Genomic DNA, 22,433 nt, shown 5'->3' with positions numbered 1-22,433 from the left:
CTCTCAGGCGCGTGAATCATGGCTGATTTGTGTCGCTCTGTCACCGGGGCGCAAGCGAGATTTCGCTGTACGAGGCACGGCTCGCAATGAGGCCAAGTGTTGACGCGGATGGCCGCAATCCCCACATGCCAAGCCACCGCCCGCCCAGACAAGGAAAAGCCAGCGATGATCATTGAAGCCGCAAGACTGAGCGGATCCAACCTGTTGTCGGCCGCCTCGCGCTCGGTCCTGTTCAAGTCGCTCGGGCTGACCATTCTGCTGTTGATCGGGCTGTGGTTCGGGCTTGGCGAATTGTTCGCAATGACGGCGATGCCCTGGCTCGAAGCGCTGCTGCCCGGCCTGCCCGACTGGGCCGGATGGGCCGGCACGCTTGCCGCGATCATCGCCGGCATCGGGCTGGCGCTGGTGCTGGCGCTGTTCATCGCGCCGGTGACGGCGGCAATGGCGGGGCTTTATCTCGACGAGATCGCCGAAGTGATCGAGGCCCGGGATTATCCCGCTGACCAGCCCGGCCGCCCGATGCCGCTCGGCCAGTCGATCCGGCAATCGCTGGGGTTTTTGCTGGTGGTGGGACTGGGCAACCTGTTTGCGCTGGTGCTGCTGATCGTGCCCGGCATCAATCTGGTGGCGTTCTTCGTGGTCAACGGGTACCTGCTGGGCCGGGAATTCTTCGAATTCGCCGCCATGCGCTTCATGAGCCCGGCGGATGCCAAGCGGCTGAGAGCCCGCAACAGCACCACGGTGTTCTTCGCCGGCCTGATCATCGCCGGCTTCCTGTCGGTGCCGCTCTTGAACCTGCTGACTCCGATGTTCGCAGCCGGCATGATGGTGCATCTCAACAAGATGATTGCGGCGAAGGGAGGCGGGCTGTCCCGCCAATGGCGTGAGGCTTGATCCGCTGACTTAGTCGAGCAGCTTCTGCCACTGGCGCGCGCCGTGCACGACGCGGACGATCTCGGCACCTTCGTCACTCTTGCGATAGAGGATCATGTAGTTCCCGGCCGGGAAGGTTCTGAGATCGGGCCGGACATCCGGCCGCGCCACGCCCAGTTCGGGCACTGCGCCCAGGTTCCGGCAGTGGCGCAACATGTCGTCGTACCAGCGAACCGCGGCTGCCGGGTTGTCTTCAGCGATGTAGAGCACGATGGCAGTGATGTCGGCTTCGGCCCGCGGTGTGAGCCTGAAGCTCACAGGGACCCGCCATTGCCGATCTTGGTGTCAAGCGAGTGCTTGATGCGAGCAAAGGCGGCCTCGCCGTCTGTGGCGTCACCGCTGGCTATGCCCTCGTCCCAGAGGTTCCCCAGCTGCGCAAGCGCCTGTTCGCGTTCGGCGCGGCGCAATTGCCATTCGCGCATGGCCTCGCGCATGACTTCGCTTGCCGATGCATATTCACCGGATTCGACCGCGCGGCGCATGGTCATCGCCATTTCAGGCGTCAACGCGACACTGATTTTCTCGACATTTGCCATCGCATTTGCTCCTTCGCTTGATGGTAGGCAACTTTCCTACCGATTTCAAGAAAAGGCGGTGGCGCGCGCTCTTCCGTATCTTTTTCTATACCGGCAACTCCACCAACGGCGCCGGCACATCCACCGTCTTTTCGGGCGATTTGCAGATATCGGCGATGACGCAGCGTTCGCATTCGGGTTTGCGCGCCTTGCAGCAATAGCGGCCGTGCAGGATCAGCCAGTGGTGGGCGTGGAACAGATATTCGTCCGGAATTATCCTGAGGAACGCGGCCTCGACCTCGTCCGGGGTCTTGCCCGGGGCGATCTTCAGGCGGTTGCCGATGCGGAAGACATGGGTGTCGACGGCCAGCGTCGGAATGCCGAAAGCCATCGACATCACCACATTTGCGGTCTTGCGGCCAACGCCGGGCAGTGTCACCAGTTCTTCGCGGCTGCGCGGCACCTCGCCGCCATATTCATCAACCAGCCGTTGCGACAACGCGATGACGTTCCTGGCCTTGTTGCGGTAAAGCCCGATGGTCTTGATGTAATCACGCACCCGGTCCTCGCCCAGCGCCAGCATCTTTTGCGGCGTGTCGGCGATGGCAAACAGCGCTCGCGTCGCCTTGTTGACGCCGACATCGGTGGCCTGCGCTGACAGCGCCACCGCGACCACCAGGGTGAAGGGATTGACGTGCTCGAGTTCGCCCTTGGGTTCGGGCCGCTGGATCGAGAAGCGACGGAAGATTTCGTGGATTTCTTCCGTGCTGTAGGGAATTTTCTTGCGGCGCACAGCCGGCTTGCGTGGCGTCGCCGGCTTGGCACGGGCCGGCTTCTTTGCCGCCGGTGCAGACGCAAGCGACACTTTGGCAGGTTTTGGGCTCTTGGGCTTTTGCATTCCATCCCTATAATCATTGTCAGGGGGCAATGGCAAACACAGCAGGCTGGAGGCCGTGCGCGCATGAATGACGAACCCGTGTTCGAAGCCGTGCTGAAACCGCACCGGTCGCTGGGCCGCGCCGGCTTCGTGATCCTGATGAGCATCACCACCGCGATCACCATCGCCCATATGGCGGTGTTCGCCGTGGCCAAGGCCTGGCCGGTTCTGGGGTTTTTCGGGCTCGACCTGGCGCTGCTGTTCGGCGCCTTCTGGCTCAGCTACCGCTCCGGGCGGGCGCGCGAATTCGTGCGGGTGTCGCGCACCGACCTGACCGTGCGCAAGGTGGCGCCCTCAGGCCGGACTGTCGATCACCAGTTCAACCCGTTCTGGACCCGCTTCAACATCGCCCGCCACGACGAGATCGGCATCACCGACATGCGCATCAGCGGCCAGGGCCGGCAGACCGATGTCGGCTCGTTCCTCAATCCCGACGACAAGGAGAGTTTCGCCAGCGCTTTCCAACGGGCACTGGCGACGGTGAAAAAACGCTAGTCGGATTATTTCCCCGCGGCGTGTTTCGGGTGGCGGCGCATGTCGGCGCATGGTTGAGTAGGGTCAAGGAGCCAGACCATGACCGTAACCGCACAGCTTGACCGCGACATCACGCCAGAAGGCGATGATTATGACCTCGTCCGCAAGACCATCGAGCGGATCTCGCTGGATTATCGGGCGCAGCCATCGCTGGAGGATATCGCGTCGGATATCGGCGTGGCCCCGGGACGCCTGCAAAAGACCTTCAGCCGCTGGGCCGGGCTGACCCCGAAAGCCTTTCTGCAGGCCGTCACGCTGGATCACGCCCGCCGTCTGCTCGGCCATGAAGGCCTGCCGCTGCTTGATGCCAGCTATGAGCTCGGCCTCTCGGGCCCTGGGCGGCTGCATGACCTGTTCGTCACCCATGAAGCCATGAGTCCGGGCGATTTCAAGACCGGCGGCGCGGGACTTGAGATCAGTTACGGCTTTCACCCCTCGCCCTTCGGAACTGCCGTGGTGATGGCGACAGACCGGGGCCTGTGCGGCCTTGCCTTCGCCGATCCGGGCGAAGAAGCCGCAGCATTGGAGGACATGACCAGGCGCTGGCCCGGCGCACGGCTGACGCAGAACCAGGAGGCCACCGCTTCCTATGTCGGCCGGGTGTTTTCGCCCGAGCAATGGCGCGCCGACCGGCCCTTGCGCATTGTCATGATCGGCACTGATTTTCAGGTGCGGGTCTGGGAGGCATTGTTGAGGATTCCGCTCGGCACAGCTTCAAGCTACCAGGATGTGGCGCGTGCCATCGGCAAGCCGTCAGCCGCACGCGCCGTCGGCGCGGCGGTCGGGCGCAACCCGATTTCCTTCGTGGTGCCATGCCACCGGGCGATGGGGAAAACCGGCGCGCTCACCGGCTATCACTGGGGCATTACCCGCAAGCGCGCGATGCTCGGCTGGGAGACCGGATGTGTGCAGTCGGGTGACACCAGGCACGCTTGAACCGACAAAAAATCCGCCCGGCCATGCCAAGCGGATTTTTCGATGTCACAGTCCTGCAAAATATGCCGTCAGTGCGCCTTGGACATATCGCCCAGCACTTCCTTGGAAGCGACGGTGGAATCGGCGTTGAGCTTGTAGACCATCGGCACGCCGGTGGCGAGATTGAGCTTGACGATCTCCTCGCGCGACATCCGGTCGAGAACCATCACCAGCGAGCGCAGCGAATTGCCGTGGGCGGCGACCAGCACGGTCTCGCCACGCAGCACGCGGGGCAGGATCTCGGTCATGTAATAGGGCCAGACGCGGGCGCCGGTGTCCCTCAGGCTTTCGCCACCCGGAGGCGGCACGTCGTAGGACCGGCGCCAGATATGGACCTGCTCCTCACCCCATTTCTTGCGCGCGTCATCCTTGTTGAGGCCGGCCAGATCACCGTAATCGCGCTCATTGAGCGCCTCGTCGCGGATCACCGGCAGATCGGCCTGGCCGATGCCGTCCATGATCAGGTCGAGCGTGTGCTGGGCGCGGATCAGGACCGACGTGAAGGCGACGTCGAATTTGAGGCCGGTGGCCTTGATGGCCTGCGCGCCGGTCTTGGCTTCTTCGATGCCGAGTTCGGTGAGATCAGGATCCTTCCAGCCTGTGAACAGGTTTTTCAAATTCCATTCGCTTTGGCCGTGGCGGACAAGGACAAGGGTTCCGGACATGGTGCATTCCTTTGTTCAGGCGGTTCGGATTAGTAATCGGTCAGGCCAAGCACGTCGAGCATGGAATAATAGCCCGGTTTCTGGTGACGTGCCCAGAGTGCCGCGCGGACGGCGCCGCGGGCGAAGATCGAGCGGTCGGTGGCCTTGTGGCTGAGTTCGATGGTTTCGCCTTCGCCGGCCAGGATCACCGAGTGCTCGCCGACCACGGAACCGCCGCGCAGGGTGGCAAAGCCGATCGTGCCCGGCTCGCGCGCGCCGGTGTGGCCGTCGCGCACCCGGACCGAATGGTCGGCGAGATCGATGCCGCGGCCTCCGGCGGCCGCCTCGCCCAGCAGAAGGGCGGTGCCGGATGGCGCGTCGACCTTGTGGCGGTGATGCATTTCCAGCACCTCAATGTCCCAGTTGCTCGCCTCCAGCGCCCTGGCCGCCTGGCGCACCAGCACCGACAGAAGATTGACGCCGAGGCTCATATTGCCCGACTTGACGATGCGGGCATGGCGCGAGGCAGAGTGCAGCCGCGGCTCGTGGCTCGCATCCATGCCGGTGGTGCCAATGACATGGACGATGCGCGCCTGGGCGGCGAGATCGGCAAATTCCAGTGTCGCCGCCGGGGCGGTGAAATCGAGCACGCCCTCGGCCTGGGCAAAGACCGGCAGCGCGTCGTCGGTGATGAGAATTCCGTCGGGGCCGAGACCGGCCAGTTCGCCGGCATCGCGGCCCAGCGCCTCGGATCCGGGACGTTCGACGGCGCCGGCCAGATGCACGCCGTCAATTTCGGCAATGGTGCGGATCAGCGACTGGCCCATGCGGCCGGCCGCGCCCACGACAATGAGGCCCATTGAGCCAGGAGTTTCGGTCATGGCTTGCTTCCTTCTGCTTCCGCTTCGGCGGCACTGGAGGTCTCGGGCTGCGCCATCTCGCTGAACGCCTGCAGCCGCGCGTAGAGCCCGCCCTTGGCGGCGCTGAGATCGGCGTGGTTGCCGATCTCGACCACCCGGCCGGCCTGCATGACGACGATGCGATCGGCCTTGGCGATGGTCGACAGCCGGTGGGCGATGACCAGCACCGTGCGGTTCTTCATGGCGCGTTCGAGCGCGCTTTGCACCGCAGCCTCGGATTCATTGTCCAGCGCCGAGGTTGCCTCATCAAGCAGCAGGACCGGCGCATTGCGCACCAATGCGCGGGCAATCGATATGCGCTGGCGCTGGCCGCCGGACAGATTGACGCCGTTTTCACCCAGCAGCGTGTCATAACCCTGCGGCTGCGCCAGGATGAACTCATGCGCATTGGCGAGCCTGGCCGCATCCTCGATCTCGGCGTCGGTGGCGTCGGGTCTTGCATAGCGCAGATTGTCGCGAATCGAGCCTTCGAACAGCCAGGCCTGTTGCGACACATAGGCGATCCGGTGGCGCAGCGATTTCTTGGTGACCGTGGCGATGTCGACGCCGTCGATCAGCACCTGGCCGGAAGCCGGATCGTAAAACCGCGGCACCAGCGAAATCAGCGTCGACTTGCCCGCGCCTGACGGCCCGACGATGGCCGTGGTCTTGCCGGCTTCGGCGGTGAAACTCACCGCATCGAGCACGATCTCGCCCTTGCCGTAGCCAAAGCCGATGTCTCGGAATTCGATCTCGCCCTTGTCGACCGCCAGTTCGCCGGCACCCGGCCGGTCACCCTGGGTCGGTTTCTCGTCGAGAATTTCATAGATCATCCGGGCATTGACGACGGCGCGCTCGAGATTGATCTGCAGTCGCGCCAGCCGCCGCGCCGGATCATAGGCCAGCAGCAGCGCGGTGATGAAGGAGAAGAAGGCACCGGGCAGCACATCGCCATAGATCGAACGGAACGCCGCATAGGCGATGACGCCTGAGATCGCCAGACCGGCGACGGTTTCGGTCAGTGGCGAAGTCCGCTCGGTCAGCCGGGCAATGCGGTTGGAACGGCCTTCGGCGGCCTTGATCAGATCGGCCGTGCGGGCGCTGATCTGCTCTTCCATGGTGAAGGCCTTGACGATGGTGATGCCCTGCACCGTCTCCTGCATGGCCGACAGCACGCGGCTGTTGAGATCGATCGATTCGCGCGTCGCACTTCTGAGCCGCTTGGAAATGTAGCGCAGCGCAATCAGCACCGGCGGGGCGCCGATGAAGACAATGATGGAAAGGATCGGATCCTTGGTCACCATGACCACCAGCAGCGCGATCAGGGTCAACAGGTCGCGGGCAAAGGAGGTGATCGTCAGGTTCATGACGTCGCGGATGCCGGCGACATTCTGTGAAATCTGGGCCGCGATCTGGGCCGAACGGGTGTCGCCAAAATAGCTGACGCCGAGGCTCATCAGATGATCGAGCAGGCGCTGCTGGTAGCGGGCGACGAGATTGTTGCCGACCTGCGCCAGCGCCACGGCCTGGCCGTAGGAGGCGGCACCGCGAATCACGAAGGCGGCCAGCACCGAACCGCAGATCAGCCAGATCATGTCGGCGTTTTTCTTGGCGAAGGCCTCGTTGATCACCGCTTCCATGATCCAGGCCATGAACGCCGTGGACGCCGCCACCAGCACCAGGCAGAAGGCGGCAAACACATAGGTCTTGACGTAGTCACGGCCGTTCTCACGGATGATCCGGCGGATCATCGCTGTCAGCGATTCCACATCCTGCTTGATGTTTCTGCTGCGCGCCACGTCGTCTCTTCCTGTCAGGCGAGCCGCGAAGGCTGCCCTGTCTCGATCATGCAGGAGAACCCTGCCCTGTTCATCGCGGCTCTATAGCCGGTTGAAAGCGCTTTGCCTATGCTTTCCAGCGCCGGCCCTGGGTCGAAACCCCGAAGCGCACGGGCGTGCGGGCATAGGCCGCAAGGCCCGACAGGGCCGCAAGCGGATGGGTGATGACGAAAGTCGGGATATTGGCCAGAATGGCGGAATGGGGCGCCTTGTCCTCGAATGCCTGGCGGAATCGCGGCTCCTGAAGCGCCGGAATGATCTTCTGGACAATGCCGCCGGCGAGAAACACGCCGCCCCGCGCCATGAAGATCAGCGCCAGATCGCCGGCCACCCGGCCGAGATAGGTCACGAACAGTTCGATGGTTTCGACGGCCGCCGGGTCCGAAGCTTCGGCCCAGGCAGCGGTGACCTCGGAGGGGTTGGACGCGGCCGGGGTGACGCCGCTGGTCTGGCAGACGGCGCGGTAGATGTTCATCATGCCGCGGCCGCACAGCAATTGCTCGGCGGACACCCGCCCCTCGATGGTCTCGTAATGCGGAAACAGTTCGAAATCGCGGGCCGTGCGCGGACCGATATCGACATGGCCGCCTTCGCCGGGCACCGGAAACCAGGTGTGGCGGGCATGGACGAGGCCGGACACCCCAAGCCCGGTGCCGGGCCCGACAACCACACGCGATGAGGATTCGCGGATTTCGCCGCCGCCGATCTTTTCGAGATATTCCGGCCCCAGCGAAGCCGCGGCGAGGGCCTGGGCTTCGAAATCATTGATCACCACGATATCTTCAAAACCCAGATCGCGGATCATCTCCCGCGGCCGGATCACCCAGTCGCAATTGGTCAGGTCGATCTCGTCACCCTTGACCGGACCGGCCACCGCGAGAATGGCCGAGCGCGGCTGCAGCGAGGTCTTGTCCAGCACGCCGGCCTGGATCGCCTCGTCGATCGTTGCAAAATCGGCGGTGTGTATGATCGGAAATTCCTTCGGCTCGGCATTGGCATCGAGCAGAATGGCGAACCGTGCATTGGTGCCGCCGATATCGCCGATCAGGATCGGAAACGGAATGATGTGGTCGGTGTCGATGGACATGGGGCAGGTCCCTGTTTGGCGTGGTCTGGTTGCGGCGCGGTCCGGCGGGACCGGCAGATCGGGTGCTGGCCTACCCGAGTGCGGTGAGCAAGGTTTCCGCAGTGGCGCGGTTGAGCGCCATGGGAATGTCGTAGACGATCGCCAGCCGCATCAGCGCCTTGACATCAACATCATGCGGCATGGCGGTCAACGGATCGACGAAAAAAATCACCAGCCCGACATCGCCGGTGGCGATCATGGCGCCGATCTGCTGATCGCCACCCAGCGGACCACTCTTGAGCCGTTCCACCTTGAGCCCCGGACAGGTCTCGGCGATGCGGCCGCCGGTGGTGCCTGTGGCAACAATCGGAAACCGCGACAGCGCCTGCTGGTGCGACCGGGCAAAAGCCGCGAGATCGTCCTTCTTCTGGTCATGCGCGATCAAGGCGACGGCTTTGTGAGTGGTCATGGCGGCCCGGATTCCCACGAAATCAGGCATTTCCCGCCAATTCCGCACTTTCAATCGATTTGAAGTTCCATTCTATAGCCGTTCCGCCGTGCGAGCGAAAGATGCGGGATGTGAATTTCAAATGACAGCCGGCCGCCGGGGCTTCAGTTCGACGGCCGCGGCTTGGGCACCGGTATCCGACCGGGCACCGGCATCGGCGCAGAGGCCGAGGCGGTGACGGCGGAGGCGGCATTGGCCCCGGCGATGCGGCCGATCGGATCGGCTGTTCCGAAGGTGACCTGCGCTTCGGTGGCCGGGCCCGGCGCGGAGGCTACCGCCGCGCAGGCCGCAGGCAGATCCGAGAGCTGGATCTCGCGCTTTTTCGGTGCGGGCTTGTCGTTCTTCTTCGGCTTGGCCGGTGCCCAGGGCTCATCGGTAAACCACCAGGCCAGCGACTTGTCGCATCCCGAGCTCTGTGCCGGCGGGCTCTGGCTGCGGCAATTGTTAGCGCCGGGCGGGCACTTGATGCGGATATGGAAATGATAGTGGTGGCCATAATAGGGCCTGAGCTTGCCCATGGCCGAGCGGTCGCCCTGCCAGGTGTCGCAAAGCTTCTTCTTGATGCCGGGATGGATGAAAATGCGCTCGACCTCGGGATAGCTTGCAGCCCGCATCAACAGCCGCGCATGGGCTGCGGTCCAGACCCTGTCATCGACATAGAGCGTGTTGGGCTTGAGCATCGAGGTGGCCGACAGGCTTTCGCGCTCCTGCGCCGACAGGGTGCGGTTCGGCATCGGGGTGAGCCAGACATCGGCGTCGAGCCCGACCTGGTGCGAGGCATGGCCCGACAGCATCGGCCCGCCGCGCGGCTGCGAGATATCGCCGATCAGAAGCCCGGGCCAGCCATCCTGGGCCGCGGCTTCGCGCGACAGCCGCTCGACCAGCGCCACGAGATCCGGGTGTCCCCAGCGGCGGTTGCGCGACGGCCGCATGGCCTGCCAGGTTGCGCCATCATTGGGAATGGCGATGCCGCCGGCCAGGCACCCCTTGGAATAGAACCCGATCGGGCTGGGAGGCAATATGGCGGGAAGTTTCGCCGCTCCGAAAATCTGCTTGGCGGGCTGATCGGCCAGGACAGGAGCTGCACTGCCCAGTAAGCCCGACGCCAGCATCATGGCAGCGGCCAGCAGGTGACCGGCAAGCGGGCGGAAATGGCTGATGCGGATCATTCGGTTTCAACTCCCCGGTCTCGCAGCCGGTATCCGGCGCAAATCACCTCGCGCCAGTTTAGTGGCTTTCGGCGCGAGAGGGAATCGATTTGCATCAGATGCGTGACCTGCCAGGGGCAGCGCCGGCCCAGGGCCGACCCCGGAGTCCGGGTTCAGGGCTCACTTTTCAGAGCCTCAGGGTCAGGGTTTGACGCGGAACAGCTGCAATGCGCTGGTTTCGGTTCCAGGCACGGCTTCCAGCCAGTCGGGCACCTCCCCGTTCCTGAGCTGCGCATAAAGCCCATCGGGTGCTGCCGCAACGACGCTCGAAACCTGGCCGTCGCTGTCGCAAAAGGCAACAAGCGTCACGCCGGCGCCGCGCAGGAACTTGACCGCATCCACGGGCCTGGCCATCGCGGCATGCAGCTCGGTCAGCATGCCGCCCTGGTTGCGGTGATAGGGCGCGGCAATGGCGCGATGGGGCGTGTAGCGCAGGATATGGGCGCCGAGATTGGACGGGCCGGAGACCACACCGACCGGTTCGGCGGCCAGCGGCGCCATGGCCTCGGCATTGGTGCAGAAATTTTCTTCCTTCTCCGGCAGGCTGCCGGCCTCTTCGCCGCTCACCTTGTTGAGCCCCATCAGCAGCAGCGCGCCCGACAGCGCCCAGACCACAGGAACGGCGGCAAAGGCCGTGCCGGCGAATACCAGCCCCTTGCGCAGGTTCTTCGGGTCGGCATTGGATCGCAGCCGCATCTCGGCCACCAGCGCCGCAAAGGGGATTGCCGACAGCATATTGGCAAACACCGCGCCGCGGACCTGCACCAGCGAGATCGCCCAGGACACCGCCAGCAGCGCCAGCAGCACGCCGTGGGCATGGGCATTGCGGCCCTGGACAATGCGGCGCACGCACAGCACCATGGCCAGGAAGGGAACGACATAGAAGCCGCTGGCGGTCCAGGGCGCGATGCGCAGTTGCGAGACAACCGACTGGGCTTCGGTGACATTGTCGAGCCACATGCTGACCAGCAGCGGATCCAGTGTTGCCAGCGGATTGCCAAGACATTGCGGCGCGATCATCAGGGCGAGACCGAGGGTGGCGGCGCCGACCCCGCCCAGGCCCGACAGGCGGATGGCGAAGCTACGGCCCGACATCGCAGATACCGCCACGAAGAAGGCGCCTGCCCCGACAACGCCGAGCGCATAGAAGCCGGTCGACAAGGCGTCGCAGGCCACCAGGCTGTACTGCGCCGGTGGCACGGTGAGGAAAAACACTGCCGTCAGCGCCGCCGCCATGGCCAGCGCAAAGGCCGATGCGGCGGCCTTCATGTCCTCGCCCAGCCACAGCCACTGCAGCGCAACGATGGCGGCGACCACGACGATATGCGGCGTGGTTTCAGCACCAATGGCAATCGCCAGCGCCGCGGCGACGCCGGCCAGCGCATGGGCGCGCGGCGACCGGCCCGGCAGGATCAGACAGGCGGCTATGGTGGCGATCAGTCCGAGCTGGACATTGTGATGATCGATCGACCCGGGCTGGAACCGGTTGATCCCGAGCACGAACAGGAAGGCCAGAACCAGGCCGATGAGGCGGCCGGACGGGCCGCCGAGAACGCCGCCGCCGAGCGACAGCGCATAAAACACAGGCAGTGCGGTCAACAGTGGCCAGACAAACAGCGCCGAGGCCTCGGCCATGACCGGGCTCATGACCAGCGAGAACAGCATGATCAGATTGGCGATCGGAAGATCGATCAGCCGCGACCAGTGCATCAGCGTGCCGCCTTCGAGCCCGAGACGGTATTGCATGAGGTCGAACCAGCCCTGGCCGCCACGCAGGTCGCGCACCTCGACCAGACGCATGACGTCGTCATTGTCGCTGCCGACATAATCGATATAGGAGCTGAAATGCATCCCCACGGTCAGGACGGTCAGCAAGGCAAAGGCCAGCAGCACCGGGCGGTGCAGCGGGGCGAGCGGACTGGTGCTTTCCGGACGTTGAAGAAACGCCGACGTGGTGAGGCCGGACTGGCCAGCAAGCGGGCTACTCTTGAACACGGGAACTCCAACGCGCACTTTCTTGGGTGAGTTCAACCTAGCCTTAACCTTCTCAAGAAATAGTAAAGCCACGAGCAAGCACTGCTCGCAGCCAATGGTGATTGACATGACAGACGGTTTGTTCGAAGGCCTCGAGATCGCGGTGCTTCTGCCCTGCTACAACGAAGCGGCCACCATTGGCGATGTCGTCGCAGGGTTTCGCGCGGCAATCCCTTCGGCCCGGATCTATGTCTATGACAACAATTCCAAGGACCAGACCGCGCTGCGCGCAGCGCTGGCCGGCGCCACGGTGGTGCGCGAGCCGCGCCAGGGCAAGGGCCATGTGGTGCGGCGGATGTTTGCCGATATCGATGCCGATATCTACCTCATGGCCGATGGCGACGGCACCTATGCGCCCGCCGACGGGCCCGAACTGATCCGCACCATGCTGACCGAGCGCTGCGACATGGTTGTGGGCACCCGACGCGGGGTGACCGATGACGCCGGCCGCCGCGGCCATGCCTTCGGCAACTCGATCTTCAACGGGCTGTACAAGTCGATTTTCGGTAATGATTTTTCCGACATCTTCTCGGGCTACCGGGCGTTTTCGCGCCGCTTCGCCAAGAGCTTTCCGGCGGTCTCGGACGGTTTCGAGATCGAGACCGAGATGAGCGTGCATGCCTCGGTGCTGAAGCTGCCGGTGACCGAGCTGGCGCTGGATTACGGGCGCCGGCCGGAAGGCTCGCATTCCAAGCTCTCCACCTTCGGCGACGGCGCCAAGATCCTGTGGATGTTCGCCATGCTGATGAAGGAAACCCGGCCCTTCACATTCTTCAGCTATCTCAGCATCGCCACGCTGGCGGCGTCGATGATGTTCATGGTGCCGGTGCTCAACGAGTATTTCCTCACCGGCCTGGTCACCCGGATGCCGACCTGGATGCTGGCCATGGCGCTGATGATGATGTCGCTTATGATCTTTGCCGGCGGCGTGATCCTGGATTCGGTGGCGCGCGGCCGGGCGGAACAAAAACGCTTTCATTACCTGTCAATTTCACCGACACGCATTGACCTGGACAAGGCTGTGGCGCAGGACCTCAGGGCAACCGGAAAAGCCGGTTCGCTGCCTGACGCAACCGAGAGCCGAAAACGCGCTTCATGAGAAAAATTGCCTTCTTCCTGTTCGCAGGCGCCGTGGGCTTCACGGTGGACATGGGTGTGCTGTGGATGTTCCTGGATTCAGGCCTGCTTGGCCCGTTCAGCGCCCGGGTGCTGGCCATCGGCTCGGCGATGCTGAGCACCTATGGCATCAACCGCACCTTCACCTTCGGCGCATCGCACCGCAAGGTGGCGGTCGAGGGTGCGCGCTATGGCAGCGTCGGCATCGCATCGGCGCTGCTCAATTACGCGGTCTATTCGGCAAGCCTGCTCTCGCTGCCGGGCATCTCGCCCTATCTTGCGCTGATCCTGGGATCAGGATCAGCCACCGTGTTTTCCTATCTGGGCTATTCCCGCTTCGTCTTCGGCGCAAAACGCTGAACGGCTTCCCGCCTGTCCCGTTTTGCTACACGGTTTCCCAGCTGTCATGCCTGGCGGCGCGATAGATCGCGTCAATGAGCTTCTGATTGAGCACCGACTGCTCGAGCGTGAACACCTCGTCATCGCTGCCGCCGACCTTGCGGACGAAGGCCTCGGCCTGCAGCCGGTACTGGCGCACGCCGCCAAAGCGGAAGATGCTGGCCTCGTCATGGCCGCGCCGTTCGAGCACCACCGTCGGATGGCCGTAATCTCCGGCATTGAACGGGGCGCCGACCTCGATGTAGCCGTCCTCGCCGTGGAAGACCATCAGCTGACGCGCCGCCATCTGGGTGGAGCAGTAGAAGCTGAGGGTGAAGTCGCCGAAATCGGCATTGACATTGGCGTAGCGGTCGGTGCCGAAATCGGGATCGAACTCGACGCTGCCCTGCACCCGCAGTGGCTCCTTGCCGGTGGAGAAGCGGGTGGCGACCGTCGGATAGACGCCGATATCAGGCAACCCGCCGCCGCCGAGCGAGGCGGTGTTGCGCATGTTGGACGGATCGACATTGTGATAGGCGAATGCGCCCTGGACATGGCGCAGGCGGCCGATGGCGCCCTCGGCGATCAGCGCCCGGACCTTGTGCCATTGCGGGTGGTAGGTGACCATGAAGGCCTCGCTGACCAGCACTCCGGCGGCATCGCGGGCGGCAATCAACGGCGCGATTTCATCGGCATTGAGCGAGATCGGCTTTTCACACAGAACATGCTTGCCGGCCTGGGCCGCCTTGATTGCCCATTCGATGTGCTGCGAGGTCGGCAGCGGAATGTAGACGCCATCGACATCAGGTGAGGCTAGCAATTCCTCATAGGAGCCGAAGGCTAAGGGCACGCCGAAACGGTCGCACAGAGCGCGGGCGCGATCATGGTCGCGGCTGGCAATGGCGCTGACCACGCCGTTTTTGGAATCCTGGAATTGCGGGATGACGTGATCGCGGCCAATCTTGGCGGTCGACAAAATTCCCCATCGAAACATGATTTTCTCCCAATTATTTGCTGCGGCACACTGCGGCGCTGCGTCTTTGGTGTTTTACATCCGGATCGGCGTCCGGCAAAACTGCAGGCCTATTTGCCCGACGCCGCGCGTTCGCGGATTTCCGCCAGGGTCCAGTCGACCAGCAATTCGCCATCCTGCCACACCGGCTGCAGCAGGTTTTGGCGCTCGCCGATATCCTTCAGCGCCACGGCCAGCGGCCGGCCGCCCTCCATCACCACCGCCTGGCGGTAGCGCTTTGAAGCCTTGCCGGGATCTGTCTTGGGGTTCTTGTTGATGCCGTGCCAGGCGTCATCCTTGTCCTGCCGGGCATTGGCCTTCATGGCAAAGCGCAACGTGTCGCGATTGACCTTCTGCAACAGACCCGCGCCCATGCCGAAGGCGATGTTTTCCGCCGACCATCCCCGGTCTTCCAGCCGGCCGAGAATGATGCGGATGGAATCGGGCGTGACGCCGTCGCCCTGGATGACGCGGACCGCCGGGTTGAGCACCTTGTAGCCCTTGTTGTTCAGGGAAAAGCCGAAAATCTCGCCGAGCATCTCGACGGTGTCGACCGGCACGCGCGTGGCGTCGCCGGAATCGGGCCGCACCACCAGCGTGCCGCCAGTGGCCTCGACCTCGGCCTTAAGCTCTTCGCCCCAGATGTTCTTCACCGCGCGATAGAGATCATAGGAATCGGAGACCACGGCGACGAGCTTGCCGGGGCCGGCGAACTGCTTGAGCATGTTGCGATAGGCCTCGGTCTCGCGGTCCTCGCCCCAGCTGGTCATGGTCGAATGCTCGGCGGCGGGAATCGAGAAGCCAGCCATCTGCTCGTGATAAAAGCGCCGCGCCGTGACCAGCGCGCTGACAGTGTCGGTGCCGAGGAAATTGACCAGATGGGCGACGCCGCCGATGCCGGCCTGTTCGAGCGACGTGGTGCCGCGGGCGCCGAAATCATGCAGCCGGAACGGCAGCACCTCGTCGGGCGCGTCGCAGGTGCGCTCGAGCGAAGCGGCGATGATCTGGCGCGCGCCATGAGAGACCGTGGCGACGGTGGAGGGATACCAGACCGCGCGCAAGAGTGCGGTCTCGATAAAGGTCGGCAGCCAGAAGAAATCCGGATCGGTGTTCCTGACCTGCACCAGCGGCGTGCCGGTAGGCGCCACCATCCCCTCGGGCAAAGCCTCGATCAGCAGCGGGAAATGACCATTGTGGCGGGTGACGATCTTCTCGAAGCCGTCGCGGTGAAACGGCAGCCCGTGGGCGGTGATCATCTCCTCGGCCTCGTCGACATCGGCCATGGTGATCTTGCGGGAGAGATAATCTTTTAAAAACATCTGCAGGCCGAAGAACAGCACATGGTCGTGCTTGCCGCCGGGCCGCGCCTCGATATAGGCCGAAATCGCCGCCGTTTCGGGCGGGTATTGCGCAAAATGCGAGTATTTGTAGCTGTCGGAATTGAGAATGGGGTTCATGATACGCATTACACTCCGGCGCTTGATCTCATCGACGCACAACATGCAATTGCAGAGACCACTTCGGCAAGAGCACCGGGGCAATTGATCGGTCGGGACAGCAATTTTGTTGGCGGGTTGACGTGACCCGCTTCATCCGGCCGGAGCGGTCCGTTCAGGACCGCCCCGATTGACGGATCACCCCCTGAGCACGCCGCCCGAGGATTTTTCGACATTGGCGATGACCGCCTTGGCCAGCTTGTCGAGATCTTCGTCGGTCAGCGTGCGATCGCGCGGCTGGATGGTGATTTCGATAGCCAGCGACTTCTTTCCCTCGCCCAGCGACGGGCCTTCGAACAGATCGAAGACATTGACGCCGGTGACCAGCGCCTTGTCGGCTCCTAACGCGGCGCGGATCAGCGTCGCGGCGGGCACATCGGAATCGACCACGAAGGCAAAGTCGCGGCGCACGGCTTGGAAGGCCGAGAGCGACAGCACCGGCTTGGTGCGGGTGGCCTTGCGCTTGGCTTCCGGAATGGCGTCGAGGAACACCTCGAAGCCGCAGAGCGGACCGGAGACATCCAGGGCCGAAAGCGTGTTAGGATGGAATTCGCCGAAATGGCCGAGCACGGTTTTCGGACCGAGCTTGATCAGGCCGGAGCGGCCGGGATGATACCAGTCCGGAGCGCCGGGTTCGAAGGACAGCCGGTCGACCGGCGCGCCGCAGGCTTCAAGCACCGCAATCGCATCGGCCTTGGCATCGAACACGCCAACCGGCTTGGCCGCGCCATCCCAGTGGCGGCCCGAACCGGTCATCAGTGCTGTGCCGCGGCGGATGCCGCCAGCGACCCGGCGCTGGCCTTCGGGCGTGTCGTTCTCATAGGTGCCGGAGACTTCAAACAGCGCCACATCGCCATAGCCGCGGTCGGCATTGCGCTGGGCCGCCAGCAGCAGGCCCGGCAGCAGCGACGGCCGCATGTCGGACATGTCGGCGGCGATCGGATTGACCAGTTTCAGCGCCCGGCTTCCGCCGCCAAACAGCTTGGCCTGCTCGGCCGAGATAAATGACCAGGTGACAGCCTCGAGCATGCCGCGTGATGCCAGTGCGCGCTTGGCCGACCGGGTGCGGATCTGGATCGTTGTCAGGATCTTGCCGTTGACCGAACCGGTCGGCGCCAGCGGCTCGGGCGCGATCTTGTCGACGCCGAACACACGCATGACCTCTTCGACCAGATCGGCCTTGCCGTCGATATCCGGACGCCAGGACGGAACCGCAACCTTGACGGTTTCGCCGCTGCCCGTGACCTCGAAGCCGAGGCCGGTGAGGATTTTTCGCGATTCGTCATCGGAGACGGTCAGGCCGGTCAGACGCTTGACTTCGGCGAAGGGGAAATCGACGATTTTCTTGTCGTGGCCGGAATAGCCGGTCACCCGGACTTCGGCTGCGGTGCCGCCGCACATGTCGAACACCAGTTCGGTGGTGCGCTCAAGCCCCGGAACCATGTACTCAGGATCGACGCCACGCTCGAAGCGGTAGCGGGCATCGGTGATGATGCCGTGGCTGCGGCCGGTCTTGGCGATGTTGATCGGGTCCCAGAGCGCGGATTCGATCAGCACATTGGTGGTGTTGTCGTCGCAGCCGGAATGCTCGCCGCCCATGATGCCGCCGATCGATTCGGGACCATTGTCGTCGGCGATCACCACATTGGCCGGATTGAGCTTGTAGGTGCGGCCATCGAGCGCGAGGATTTCCTCGCCTTCCTGGGCGCGGCGCACCACCAGCTCGCCCTTGACCTTGTCGGCGTCGAAGACATGCATCGGCCGGCCCTGGTCGAAGGTCATGTAGTTGGTGACATCGACCAGCGCCGAGATCGGGCGCAGACCGATGGCCAAAAGCCGCTTCTGCATCCATTTCGGGCTCGGGCCGTTCTTGACGCCACGCACCAGCCGCCAGGCAAAGCCGGGGCAGAGCGATTCATCGTCGAGAATGATCTTCACATTCTGCGTCGTCTCGCCATCCACGGCAAAGCTCGGGGCCTGCGGCTGCTTCAGCGTGCCGAGGCCGGAAGCTGCCAGATCGCGGGCGATGCCGTAGATCGAGGTGCAATCGGGACGGTTCGGCGTCAAATTGATCTCGATGACCGGATCATCAAGCCCGGCATAGGACGCAAACGGCGTGCCGATCGGCGCATCCTCGGGCAGGTCGATGATTCCGTCATGGCTGTCGGACATGTCGAGCTCTTTTTCCGAGCACATCATGCCGTGGCTTTCAACGCCGCGGATATTGCCGACCGACAAGGTCACATCGATGCCCGGGACATAGGTGCCCGGCTCGGCCAGCGCGCCAATCAGCCCGGCGCGGGCATTGGGCGCGCCGCAGACGATCTGCACCGGCTTGCCGTCGCCCTTGTCGACCATCAACACGCGCAGCTTGTCGGCATTGGGGTGCGGCTCGGCAGAGACGACCCCGGCGATGGTGAACGGCCTGTAGGCCGCCTTGTCGTCGACATCCTCGACTTCGAGGCCGATGGCCGTCAGCCGCTCGACAATTGCATCAAGAGGAGCGTTGGTATCAAGGTGATCCTTGAGCCAGGAGAGTGTGAATTTCATGGGTCTATTCTCCTTACGCGCTCAGGCCGCCGAACAGGGTCGGCATGTCGAGGGGGCGGAAGCCGTAGTGGCTGGTCCAGCGGACATCGGCGTTGAAAAAGTCGCGCAGGTCGGGCATGCCGTATTTCAGCATGGCGATGCGGTCGAGCCCCATGCCCCAGGCAAAGCCCTGATATTCGTCGGGATCCAGTCCGCCAGCGCGCAGCACATTGGGATGCACCATGCCGCAGCCCAGAATCTCCATCCAGTCGGAGCCCTCGCCGAACTTGACGATCGGACCCGAGGTGCGGTCGCACTGGATATCGACCTCGAAAGAGGGCTCGGTGAAGGGAAAGAACGACGGGCGGAAGCGCATCACCACATTGTCGACCTCGAAAAAGGTCTTGCAGAATTCCTCCAGCACCCAGCGCAGATGGCCGACATTGGCGGTCTTGTCGATCACCAGCCCCTCGACCTGATGGAACATCGGCGAATGGGTGGCGTCGGAATCCTGCCGGTAGGTCTTGCCCGGAATGACGATGCGGATCGGCGGCTTCTGCGTTTCCATGGTGCGGACCTGCACCGGCGAGGTGTGGGTGCGCAGCACCTTGCGCTCGCCCTTGTCATCTGGCTCGAGGAAGAAGGTATCGTGCATTTCCCGCGCCGGATGGCCGTCGGGAAAATTCAGCGCGGTGAAATTGTAATGATCGGTCTCGATATCGGGACCTTCGGCAATGGCAAAGCCCATATCGGCGAAGATCGCGGTGATCTCGTCGGTGATCTGGCTGATCGGATGGATGCGGCCGCGTTCGGCCGGTGACGAGCGTACCGGCAGGCTGACATCAACTGTTTCGCGCGCCAGGCGTTCGGTAATGGCGGCATCGCGCAACTCGCTCTTGCGGGCTGCAATGGCATCGGCGACGCGCGCCTTGAGGCCGTTGATCGCAGGACCTGCTTCCTGGCGTTCCTCGGCGGACATCTTGCCCAGCCCCTTGAGCAGTTCGGAGACGGAGCCCTTCTTGCCGAGGGCCGACACCCGTACGGCCTCGATGGTCGCCTCGTCGGCGCTCGCCGCGATCTCGGCCATGATGGAGGTTTCAAGTGTCTGGTACTGGCTCATGGTCTTTGACTACCTGTATTTTTGCTGGCCGTATCTGGCGGGCGGCTCGCCCGTGCTTAAACGAATTGGCATTGTCACGAAACAGGGATTGCCCGGTCCTGAAACGAAAGATCCCGCGCCAGCCGTGCCAGCGCGGGATCCCAAAATTCAAATTCTGCTTTTGGAAAACGCTGGCTTAGGCGACAGCGCTTTCAAATTCGTTCGGCGTGGAATCCTTGAGGTACACAAGCGCTTCCTTGGAAGCGGCGATGAGTACGCCGAAGGCTTCCGCATCATGGATCGCCATGTCGGAAAGAACCTTGCGGTCAACCTCGATGCCCGACTTGGTCAGACCATCGATGAAGCGGCCATAGGTCAGGCCGTGCTCGCGGACAGCGGCGTTGATGCGCTGGATCCAGAGAGCGCGGAAATTCCGCTTGCGGACCTTGCGGTCGCGATAGGCGTATTGCATCGACTTGTCGACGGCGGCCTTCGCTGCGCGGATGGTATTTTTGCGGCGTCCGTAAAAGCCCTTGGCTTTCTTCAGGACTTTCTTGTGCTTTGCATGGGCGGGTACGCCCCGTTTTACGCGTGCCATATCATGATCTCCTTAAATTCGGTGGTCCCGGCGCTTCTTAAAGGCCGTTGGGAAGAAACTTCTTGACGATCTTGGCGTCAGGTTCGGACAGAACCATGGTGCCGCGGGCGTCGCGAAGGAACTTGTTGGACCGTTTGATCATGCCATGGCGCTTGCCTGCGGCGGCGGCCATAACCTTGCCGGTTGCCGTGATCTTGAACCGCTTCTTGGCAGACGATTTCGTCTTCATCTTGGGCATTTCGCTACTCCTTATGAGGCCTTTGCGCGCCGTTATGGCGCCACGCAGCCGTCTTCTTGTTGGGTGAGATACAAAGGGCGAAGTCCCCATTTGCATCAAGCGTTGACAACCGCCTCGGCATGCCCTGCCGGCCGGTTTGAACGCGCGCCTTATAGCCGTAGCCGGATTAAAGCGCAACGGGTGTTGCAATGATTCCGCCCGATAAAAGCAAAAACCGGCCCCGGCACACGCCGGACCGGTTCGCCTCAGGCCATCATCGTGTTACTTCGGCGCCAGCACCATCATCATCTGACGGCCCTCGAGCTTCGGCTCGGCCTCGACCTTGGCGATCAGGACCGTGTCGTCCTTGACCTTCTGGAGCAATTTCATGCCCAGTTCCATATGGGCCATTTCACGGCCACGGAATCTGAGCGTGACCTTGACCTTGTCGCCTTCGTCGAAAAAGCGGTTCATGGCGCGCATCTTCACGTCATAGTCATGCGTGTCGATGTTCGGGCGCATCTTGATTTCCTTGACCTCGACGGTCTTCTGCTTCTTGCGCGCTTCCGAGGCTTTTTTCTGCGATGCGTATTTCAGCTTGCCCAGATCGACGATCTTGCAAACCGGCACGTCGCCGGCGGAATTGATCTCGACAAGATCGAGGCCAACCTCCTCGGCCATGGCCAAGGCCTGGTCGGTCGGCACGACGCCGTGGTTGTGACCTTCGGAATCAATGAGCTGGACGGTCGGGGTCCGGATATTCTGGTTTGCGCGGGGGCCTTCGTTGGCGGTTGGCGGCGCTCTGAATGGTCTGCGAATGGTTTTGGTCTCCTGATTAACTCGTCGGTTCTGCCTGTGACAACGCGCGAGTATACTTGTTTACGCGCAATGTCGTCATCGGCAGGCCGGTGTCAATAGCATGGCTTTGCGAAAAAATCACCACAGCAGCGGCCGAACGCCCGCGAATCTTGTAAAAGGGGTCCAAACCCAGCCAACGGAGTGCCACAGACATGATGCAACCACAGGCCAGCACGCTGTCCACAGGCACCGGCGACGCGGCGCGCACCATCGCCATATTGTCGCGCAAGGCCAGCCCGGCCGGCGCGGATCTGCCGGGTTTCGTCTGGCTCGGCGGCTACCGCTCCGACATGACCGGATCGAAGGCGGAAGCGCTGTGCCAACTGGCCGGAGACCAGGGTCGCGCCGCGCTGCGCTTCGACTATTCCGGTCATGGCGCATCCGGCGGCAGCTTTCGCGAGGGCACGATATCGCGTTGGCTGGAAGAGAGCCTTGCGGTGTTCGACGCATGCACATCCGGTCCGCAGATCCTTGTCGGCTCGTCGATGGGCGGCTGGATCGCGCTGCGCATGGTGCAGGAGCTCAGGGCGCGCGGGGATGGCGACCGGGTGGCGGGACTGGTGCTGATTGCGCCGGCGCCCGACTTCACGCTCGAACTGATGGAGCCCGAGCTCACCGATGCGCAGCGCCAGGCGCTCGAGCGCGACGGCTATTACGAAGAGCCGACACCCTATGGTCCGGAGCCGAATGTGTTTACCCGGGCGCTGTTTGAGGATGGCCGCAAGAACCGGGTGCTTGAGGGCCTGATCGACACCGGCGCCCCGGTTCACATCATCCAGTGGCATGGCCGATCCGGATGTGCCCTGGCGCCACGCACTCCGGCTGATCGAGCATCTGCCGTCGGAAAACGTCACCCTGACGCTGATCCGCGACGGCGACCACCGGCTCTCGCGCGACGAGGACATTGCCCGCATTCTTGACGCCGCCAACGGCATTGCGGCGCGCAACTGACCCTTCCGCGACCTCGCCTACGCCCTTTGATCAGCCCGGCAAGCCTGAAGTGTGGCGGGAAAGCCGCGGCCGGTAACCATGTCTTGAG

23 protein-coding genes are annotated in these 22,433 nt (G+C 63.4%); 6 read left to right on the top strand and 17 right to left on the bottom strand.

Annotated features, from left to right (window positions below; all coding sequences use genetic code 11):
• The first annotated feature begins 165 nt into the window (after positions 1 to 165).
• Positions 166 to 894: a sulfate transporter family protein gene (locus OEG82_RS03385; RefSeq protein WP_267611067.1), complete on the top strand. Its 729-nt coding sequence runs from the start codon at positions 166 to 168 to the stop codon at positions 892 to 894.
• A gap of 9 nt (positions 895 to 903) precedes the next feature.
• Here the strand turns inward: OEG82_RS03385 and OEG82_RS03380 are convergent, their stop codons facing one another.
• The 3 genes from OEG82_RS03380 to nth all read right to left on the bottom strand — a co-directional run bounded on the left by OEG82_RS03380 (position 904) and on the right by nth (position 2,346).
• Positions 904 to 1,191 (bottom strand): type II toxin-antitoxin system RelE/ParE family toxin, encoded by a 288-nt coding sequence (locus OEG82_RS03380; protein WP_267611065.1) that lies wholly within the window; start codon positions 1,189 to 1,191, stop codon positions 904 to 906.
• Positions 1,188 to 1,469 carry a type II toxin-antitoxin system ParD family antitoxin gene (locus tag OEG82_RS03375; RefSeq protein WP_267611064.1) on the bottom strand — a complete coding sequence of 94 codons (282 nt, stop codon included), beginning with the start codon at positions 1,467 to 1,469 and terminating at the stop codon, positions 1,188 to 1,190. The genes OEG82_RS03380 and OEG82_RS03375 overlap by 4 nt, the downstream gene beginning before the upstream one ends.
• Positions 1,470 to 1,554: 85 nt before the next feature.
• Positions 1,555 to 2,346 (bottom strand): endonuclease III, encoded by a 792-nt coding sequence (gene nth, locus OEG82_RS03370; RefSeq protein WP_267611063.1) that lies wholly within the window; start codon positions 2,344 to 2,346, stop codon positions 1,555 to 1,557.
• 63 nt (positions 2,347 to 2,409) lie between these two features.
• Between nth and OEG82_RS03365 the strand changes: the two genes are divergently transcribed.
• Entirely contained in the window at positions 2,410 to 2,880 is a 471-nt protein-coding gene (locus tag OEG82_RS03365; RefSeq protein WP_267611061.1) for a DUF2244 domain-containing protein, read from the top strand.
• A 78-nt stretch (positions 2,881 to 2,958) separates the two neighbouring features.
• A complete protein-coding gene (locus OEG82_RS03360) occupies positions 2,959 to 3,855 on the top strand; it encodes a bifunctional helix-turn-helix domain-containing protein/methylated-DNA--[protein]-cysteine S-methyltransferase (protein ID WP_267611060.1) in 897 nt (298 codons plus the stop codon).
• Positions 3,856 to 3,923: 68 nt separating this feature from the next.
• Here OEG82_RS03360 and OEG82_RS03355 read toward each other — a convergent pair whose 3' ends face one another.
• The 7 genes from OEG82_RS03355 to OEG82_RS03325 all read right to left on the bottom strand — a co-directional run bounded on the left by OEG82_RS03355 (position 3,924) and on the right by OEG82_RS03325 (position 12,052).
• The gene (locus OEG82_RS03355) at positions 3,924 to 4,559 is read right to left on the bottom strand and encodes a 2,3-bisphosphoglycerate-dependent phosphoglycerate mutase (protein ID WP_267611057.1); all 636 of its coding nucleotides are present in this window, start codon (positions 4,557 to 4,559) and stop codon (positions 3,924 to 3,926) included.
• A 29-nt stretch (positions 4,560 to 4,588) separates the two neighbouring features.
• Positions 4,589 to 5,419, bottom strand: coding sequence for a 4-hydroxy-tetrahydrodipicolinate reductase (dapB, locus tag OEG82_RS03350; protein ID WP_267611056.1), 831 nt, complete (start codon positions 5,417 to 5,419; stop codon positions 4,589 to 4,591).
• On the bottom strand, positions 5,416 to 7,188 hold the full coding sequence (locus OEG82_RS03345; protein ID WP_267614845.1) for an ABC transporter ATP-binding protein: 1,773 nt from the start codon (positions 7,186 to 7,188) through the stop codon (positions 5,416 to 5,418). Before OEG82_RS03345 ends, dapB begins: the two co-directional genes overlap by 4 nt.
• A gap of 154 nt (positions 7,189 to 7,342) precedes the next feature.
• Entirely contained in the window at positions 7,343 to 8,362 is a 1,020-nt protein-coding gene (locus tag OEG82_RS03340) for a glucokinase (RefSeq protein ID WP_267611053.1), read from the bottom strand.
• Positions 8,363 to 8,432: 70 nt separating this feature from the next.
• Positions 8,433 to 8,810 carry a methylglyoxal synthase gene (locus tag OEG82_RS03335; RefSeq protein WP_267611051.1) on the bottom strand — a complete coding sequence of 126 codons (378 nt, stop codon included), beginning with the start codon at positions 8,808 to 8,810 and terminating at the stop codon, positions 8,433 to 8,435.
• Between the two features lie 143 nt (positions 8,811 to 8,953).
• On the bottom strand, positions 8,954 to 10,018 hold the full coding sequence (gene mepA, locus OEG82_RS03330; protein ID WP_425497529.1) for a penicillin-insensitive murein endopeptidase: 1,065 nt from the start codon (positions 10,016 to 10,018) through the stop codon (positions 8,954 to 8,956).
• Positions 10,019 to 10,198: 180 nt separating this feature from the next.
• Positions 10,199 to 12,052 carry a hypothetical protein gene (locus OEG82_RS03325; RefSeq protein WP_267611050.1) on the bottom strand — a complete coding sequence of 618 codons (1,854 nt, stop codon included), beginning with the start codon at positions 12,050 to 12,052 and terminating at the stop codon, positions 10,199 to 10,201.
• 106 nt (positions 12,053 to 12,158) lie between these two features.
• Here OEG82_RS03325 and OEG82_RS03320 point away from each other — a divergent pair, with 106 nt between their 5' ends.
• Both OEG82_RS03320 and OEG82_RS03315 read left to right on the top strand, forming a co-directional pair.
• Complete coding sequence (locus tag OEG82_RS03320) at positions 12,159 to 13,190, top strand: glycosyltransferase (protein WP_267611049.1); 1,032 nt, start codon at positions 12,159 to 12,161, stop codon at positions 13,188 to 13,190.
• Complete coding sequence (locus OEG82_RS03315) at positions 13,187 to 13,567, top strand: GtrA family protein (RefSeq protein ID WP_267611048.1); 381 nt, start codon at positions 13,187 to 13,189, stop codon at positions 13,565 to 13,567. Before OEG82_RS03320 ends, OEG82_RS03315 begins: the two co-directional genes overlap by 4 nt.
• 25 nt (positions 13,568 to 13,592) lie before the next feature.
• On the opposite strand, the gene OEG82_RS03310 is transcribed toward OEG82_RS03315, so the two are convergent.
• The 7 genes from OEG82_RS03310 to infC form a co-directional block, all read right to left on the bottom strand.
• Complete coding sequence (locus tag OEG82_RS03310; RefSeq protein WP_267611047.1) at positions 13,593 to 14,579, bottom strand: Gfo/Idh/MocA family protein; 987 nt, start codon at positions 14,577 to 14,579, stop codon at positions 13,593 to 13,595.
• An 89-nt stretch (positions 14,580 to 14,668) separates the two neighbouring features.
• The gene (locus OEG82_RS03305) at positions 14,669 to 16,054 is read right to left on the bottom strand and encodes a nicotinate phosphoribosyltransferase (RefSeq protein ID WP_267611046.1); all 1,386 of its coding nucleotides are present in this window, start codon (positions 16,052 to 16,054) and stop codon (positions 14,669 to 14,671) included.
• 177 nt (positions 16,055 to 16,231) lie between these two features.
• Positions 16,232 to 18,643: a phenylalanine--tRNA ligase subunit beta gene (gene pheT, locus OEG82_RS03300; protein ID WP_267611045.1), complete on the bottom strand. Its 2,412-nt coding sequence runs from the start codon at positions 18,641 to 18,643 to the stop codon at positions 16,232 to 16,234.
• Positions 18,644 to 18,656: 13 nt separating this feature from the next.
• The gene (pheS, locus tag OEG82_RS03295) at positions 18,657 to 19,742 is read right to left on the bottom strand and encodes a phenylalanine--tRNA ligase subunit alpha (RefSeq protein ID WP_267611044.1); all 1,086 of its coding nucleotides are present in this window, start codon (positions 19,740 to 19,742) and stop codon (positions 18,657 to 18,659) included.
• A 175-nt stretch (positions 19,743 to 19,917) separates the two neighbouring features.
• Positions 19,918 to 20,319: a 50S ribosomal protein L20 gene (gene rplT / locus OEG82_RS03290; protein ID WP_047031582.1), complete on the bottom strand. Its 402-nt coding sequence runs from the start codon at positions 20,317 to 20,319 to the stop codon at positions 19,918 to 19,920.
• A 37-nt stretch (positions 20,320 to 20,356) separates the two neighbouring features.
• On the bottom strand, positions 20,357 to 20,557 hold the full coding sequence (rpmI, locus tag OEG82_RS03285; protein WP_267611043.1) for a 50S ribosomal protein L35: 201 nt from the start codon (positions 20,555 to 20,557) through the stop codon (positions 20,357 to 20,359).
• A 261-nt stretch (positions 20,558 to 20,818) separates the two neighbouring features.
• Positions 20,819 to 21,355 carry a translation initiation factor IF-3 gene (gene infC / locus OEG82_RS03280; protein WP_267614842.1) on the bottom strand — a complete coding sequence of 179 codons (537 nt, stop codon included), beginning with the start codon at positions 21,353 to 21,355 and terminating at the stop codon, positions 20,819 to 20,821.
• A gap of 191 nt (positions 21,356 to 21,546) precedes the next feature.
• Between infC and OEG82_RS03275 the strand changes: the two genes are divergently transcribed.
• Positions 21,547 to 22,314 (top strand): alpha/beta fold hydrolase, encoded by a 768-nt coding sequence (locus tag OEG82_RS03275; protein ID WP_267611042.1) that lies wholly within the window; start codon positions 21,547 to 21,549, stop codon positions 22,312 to 22,314.
• Positions 22,315 to 22,433 lie beyond the last annotated feature (119 nt).

It is taken from the genome of Hoeflea ulvae (assembly GCF_026619435.1).
In the GTDB taxonomy this organism is placed as follows: Bacteria; Pseudomonadota; Alphaproteobacteria; order Rhizobiales; family Rhizobiaceae; genus Hoeflea; species Hoeflea ulvae.
Note: the sequence above shows the minus strand (reverse complement) of the source record. Positions and strands in the feature narration are given on the sequence as shown.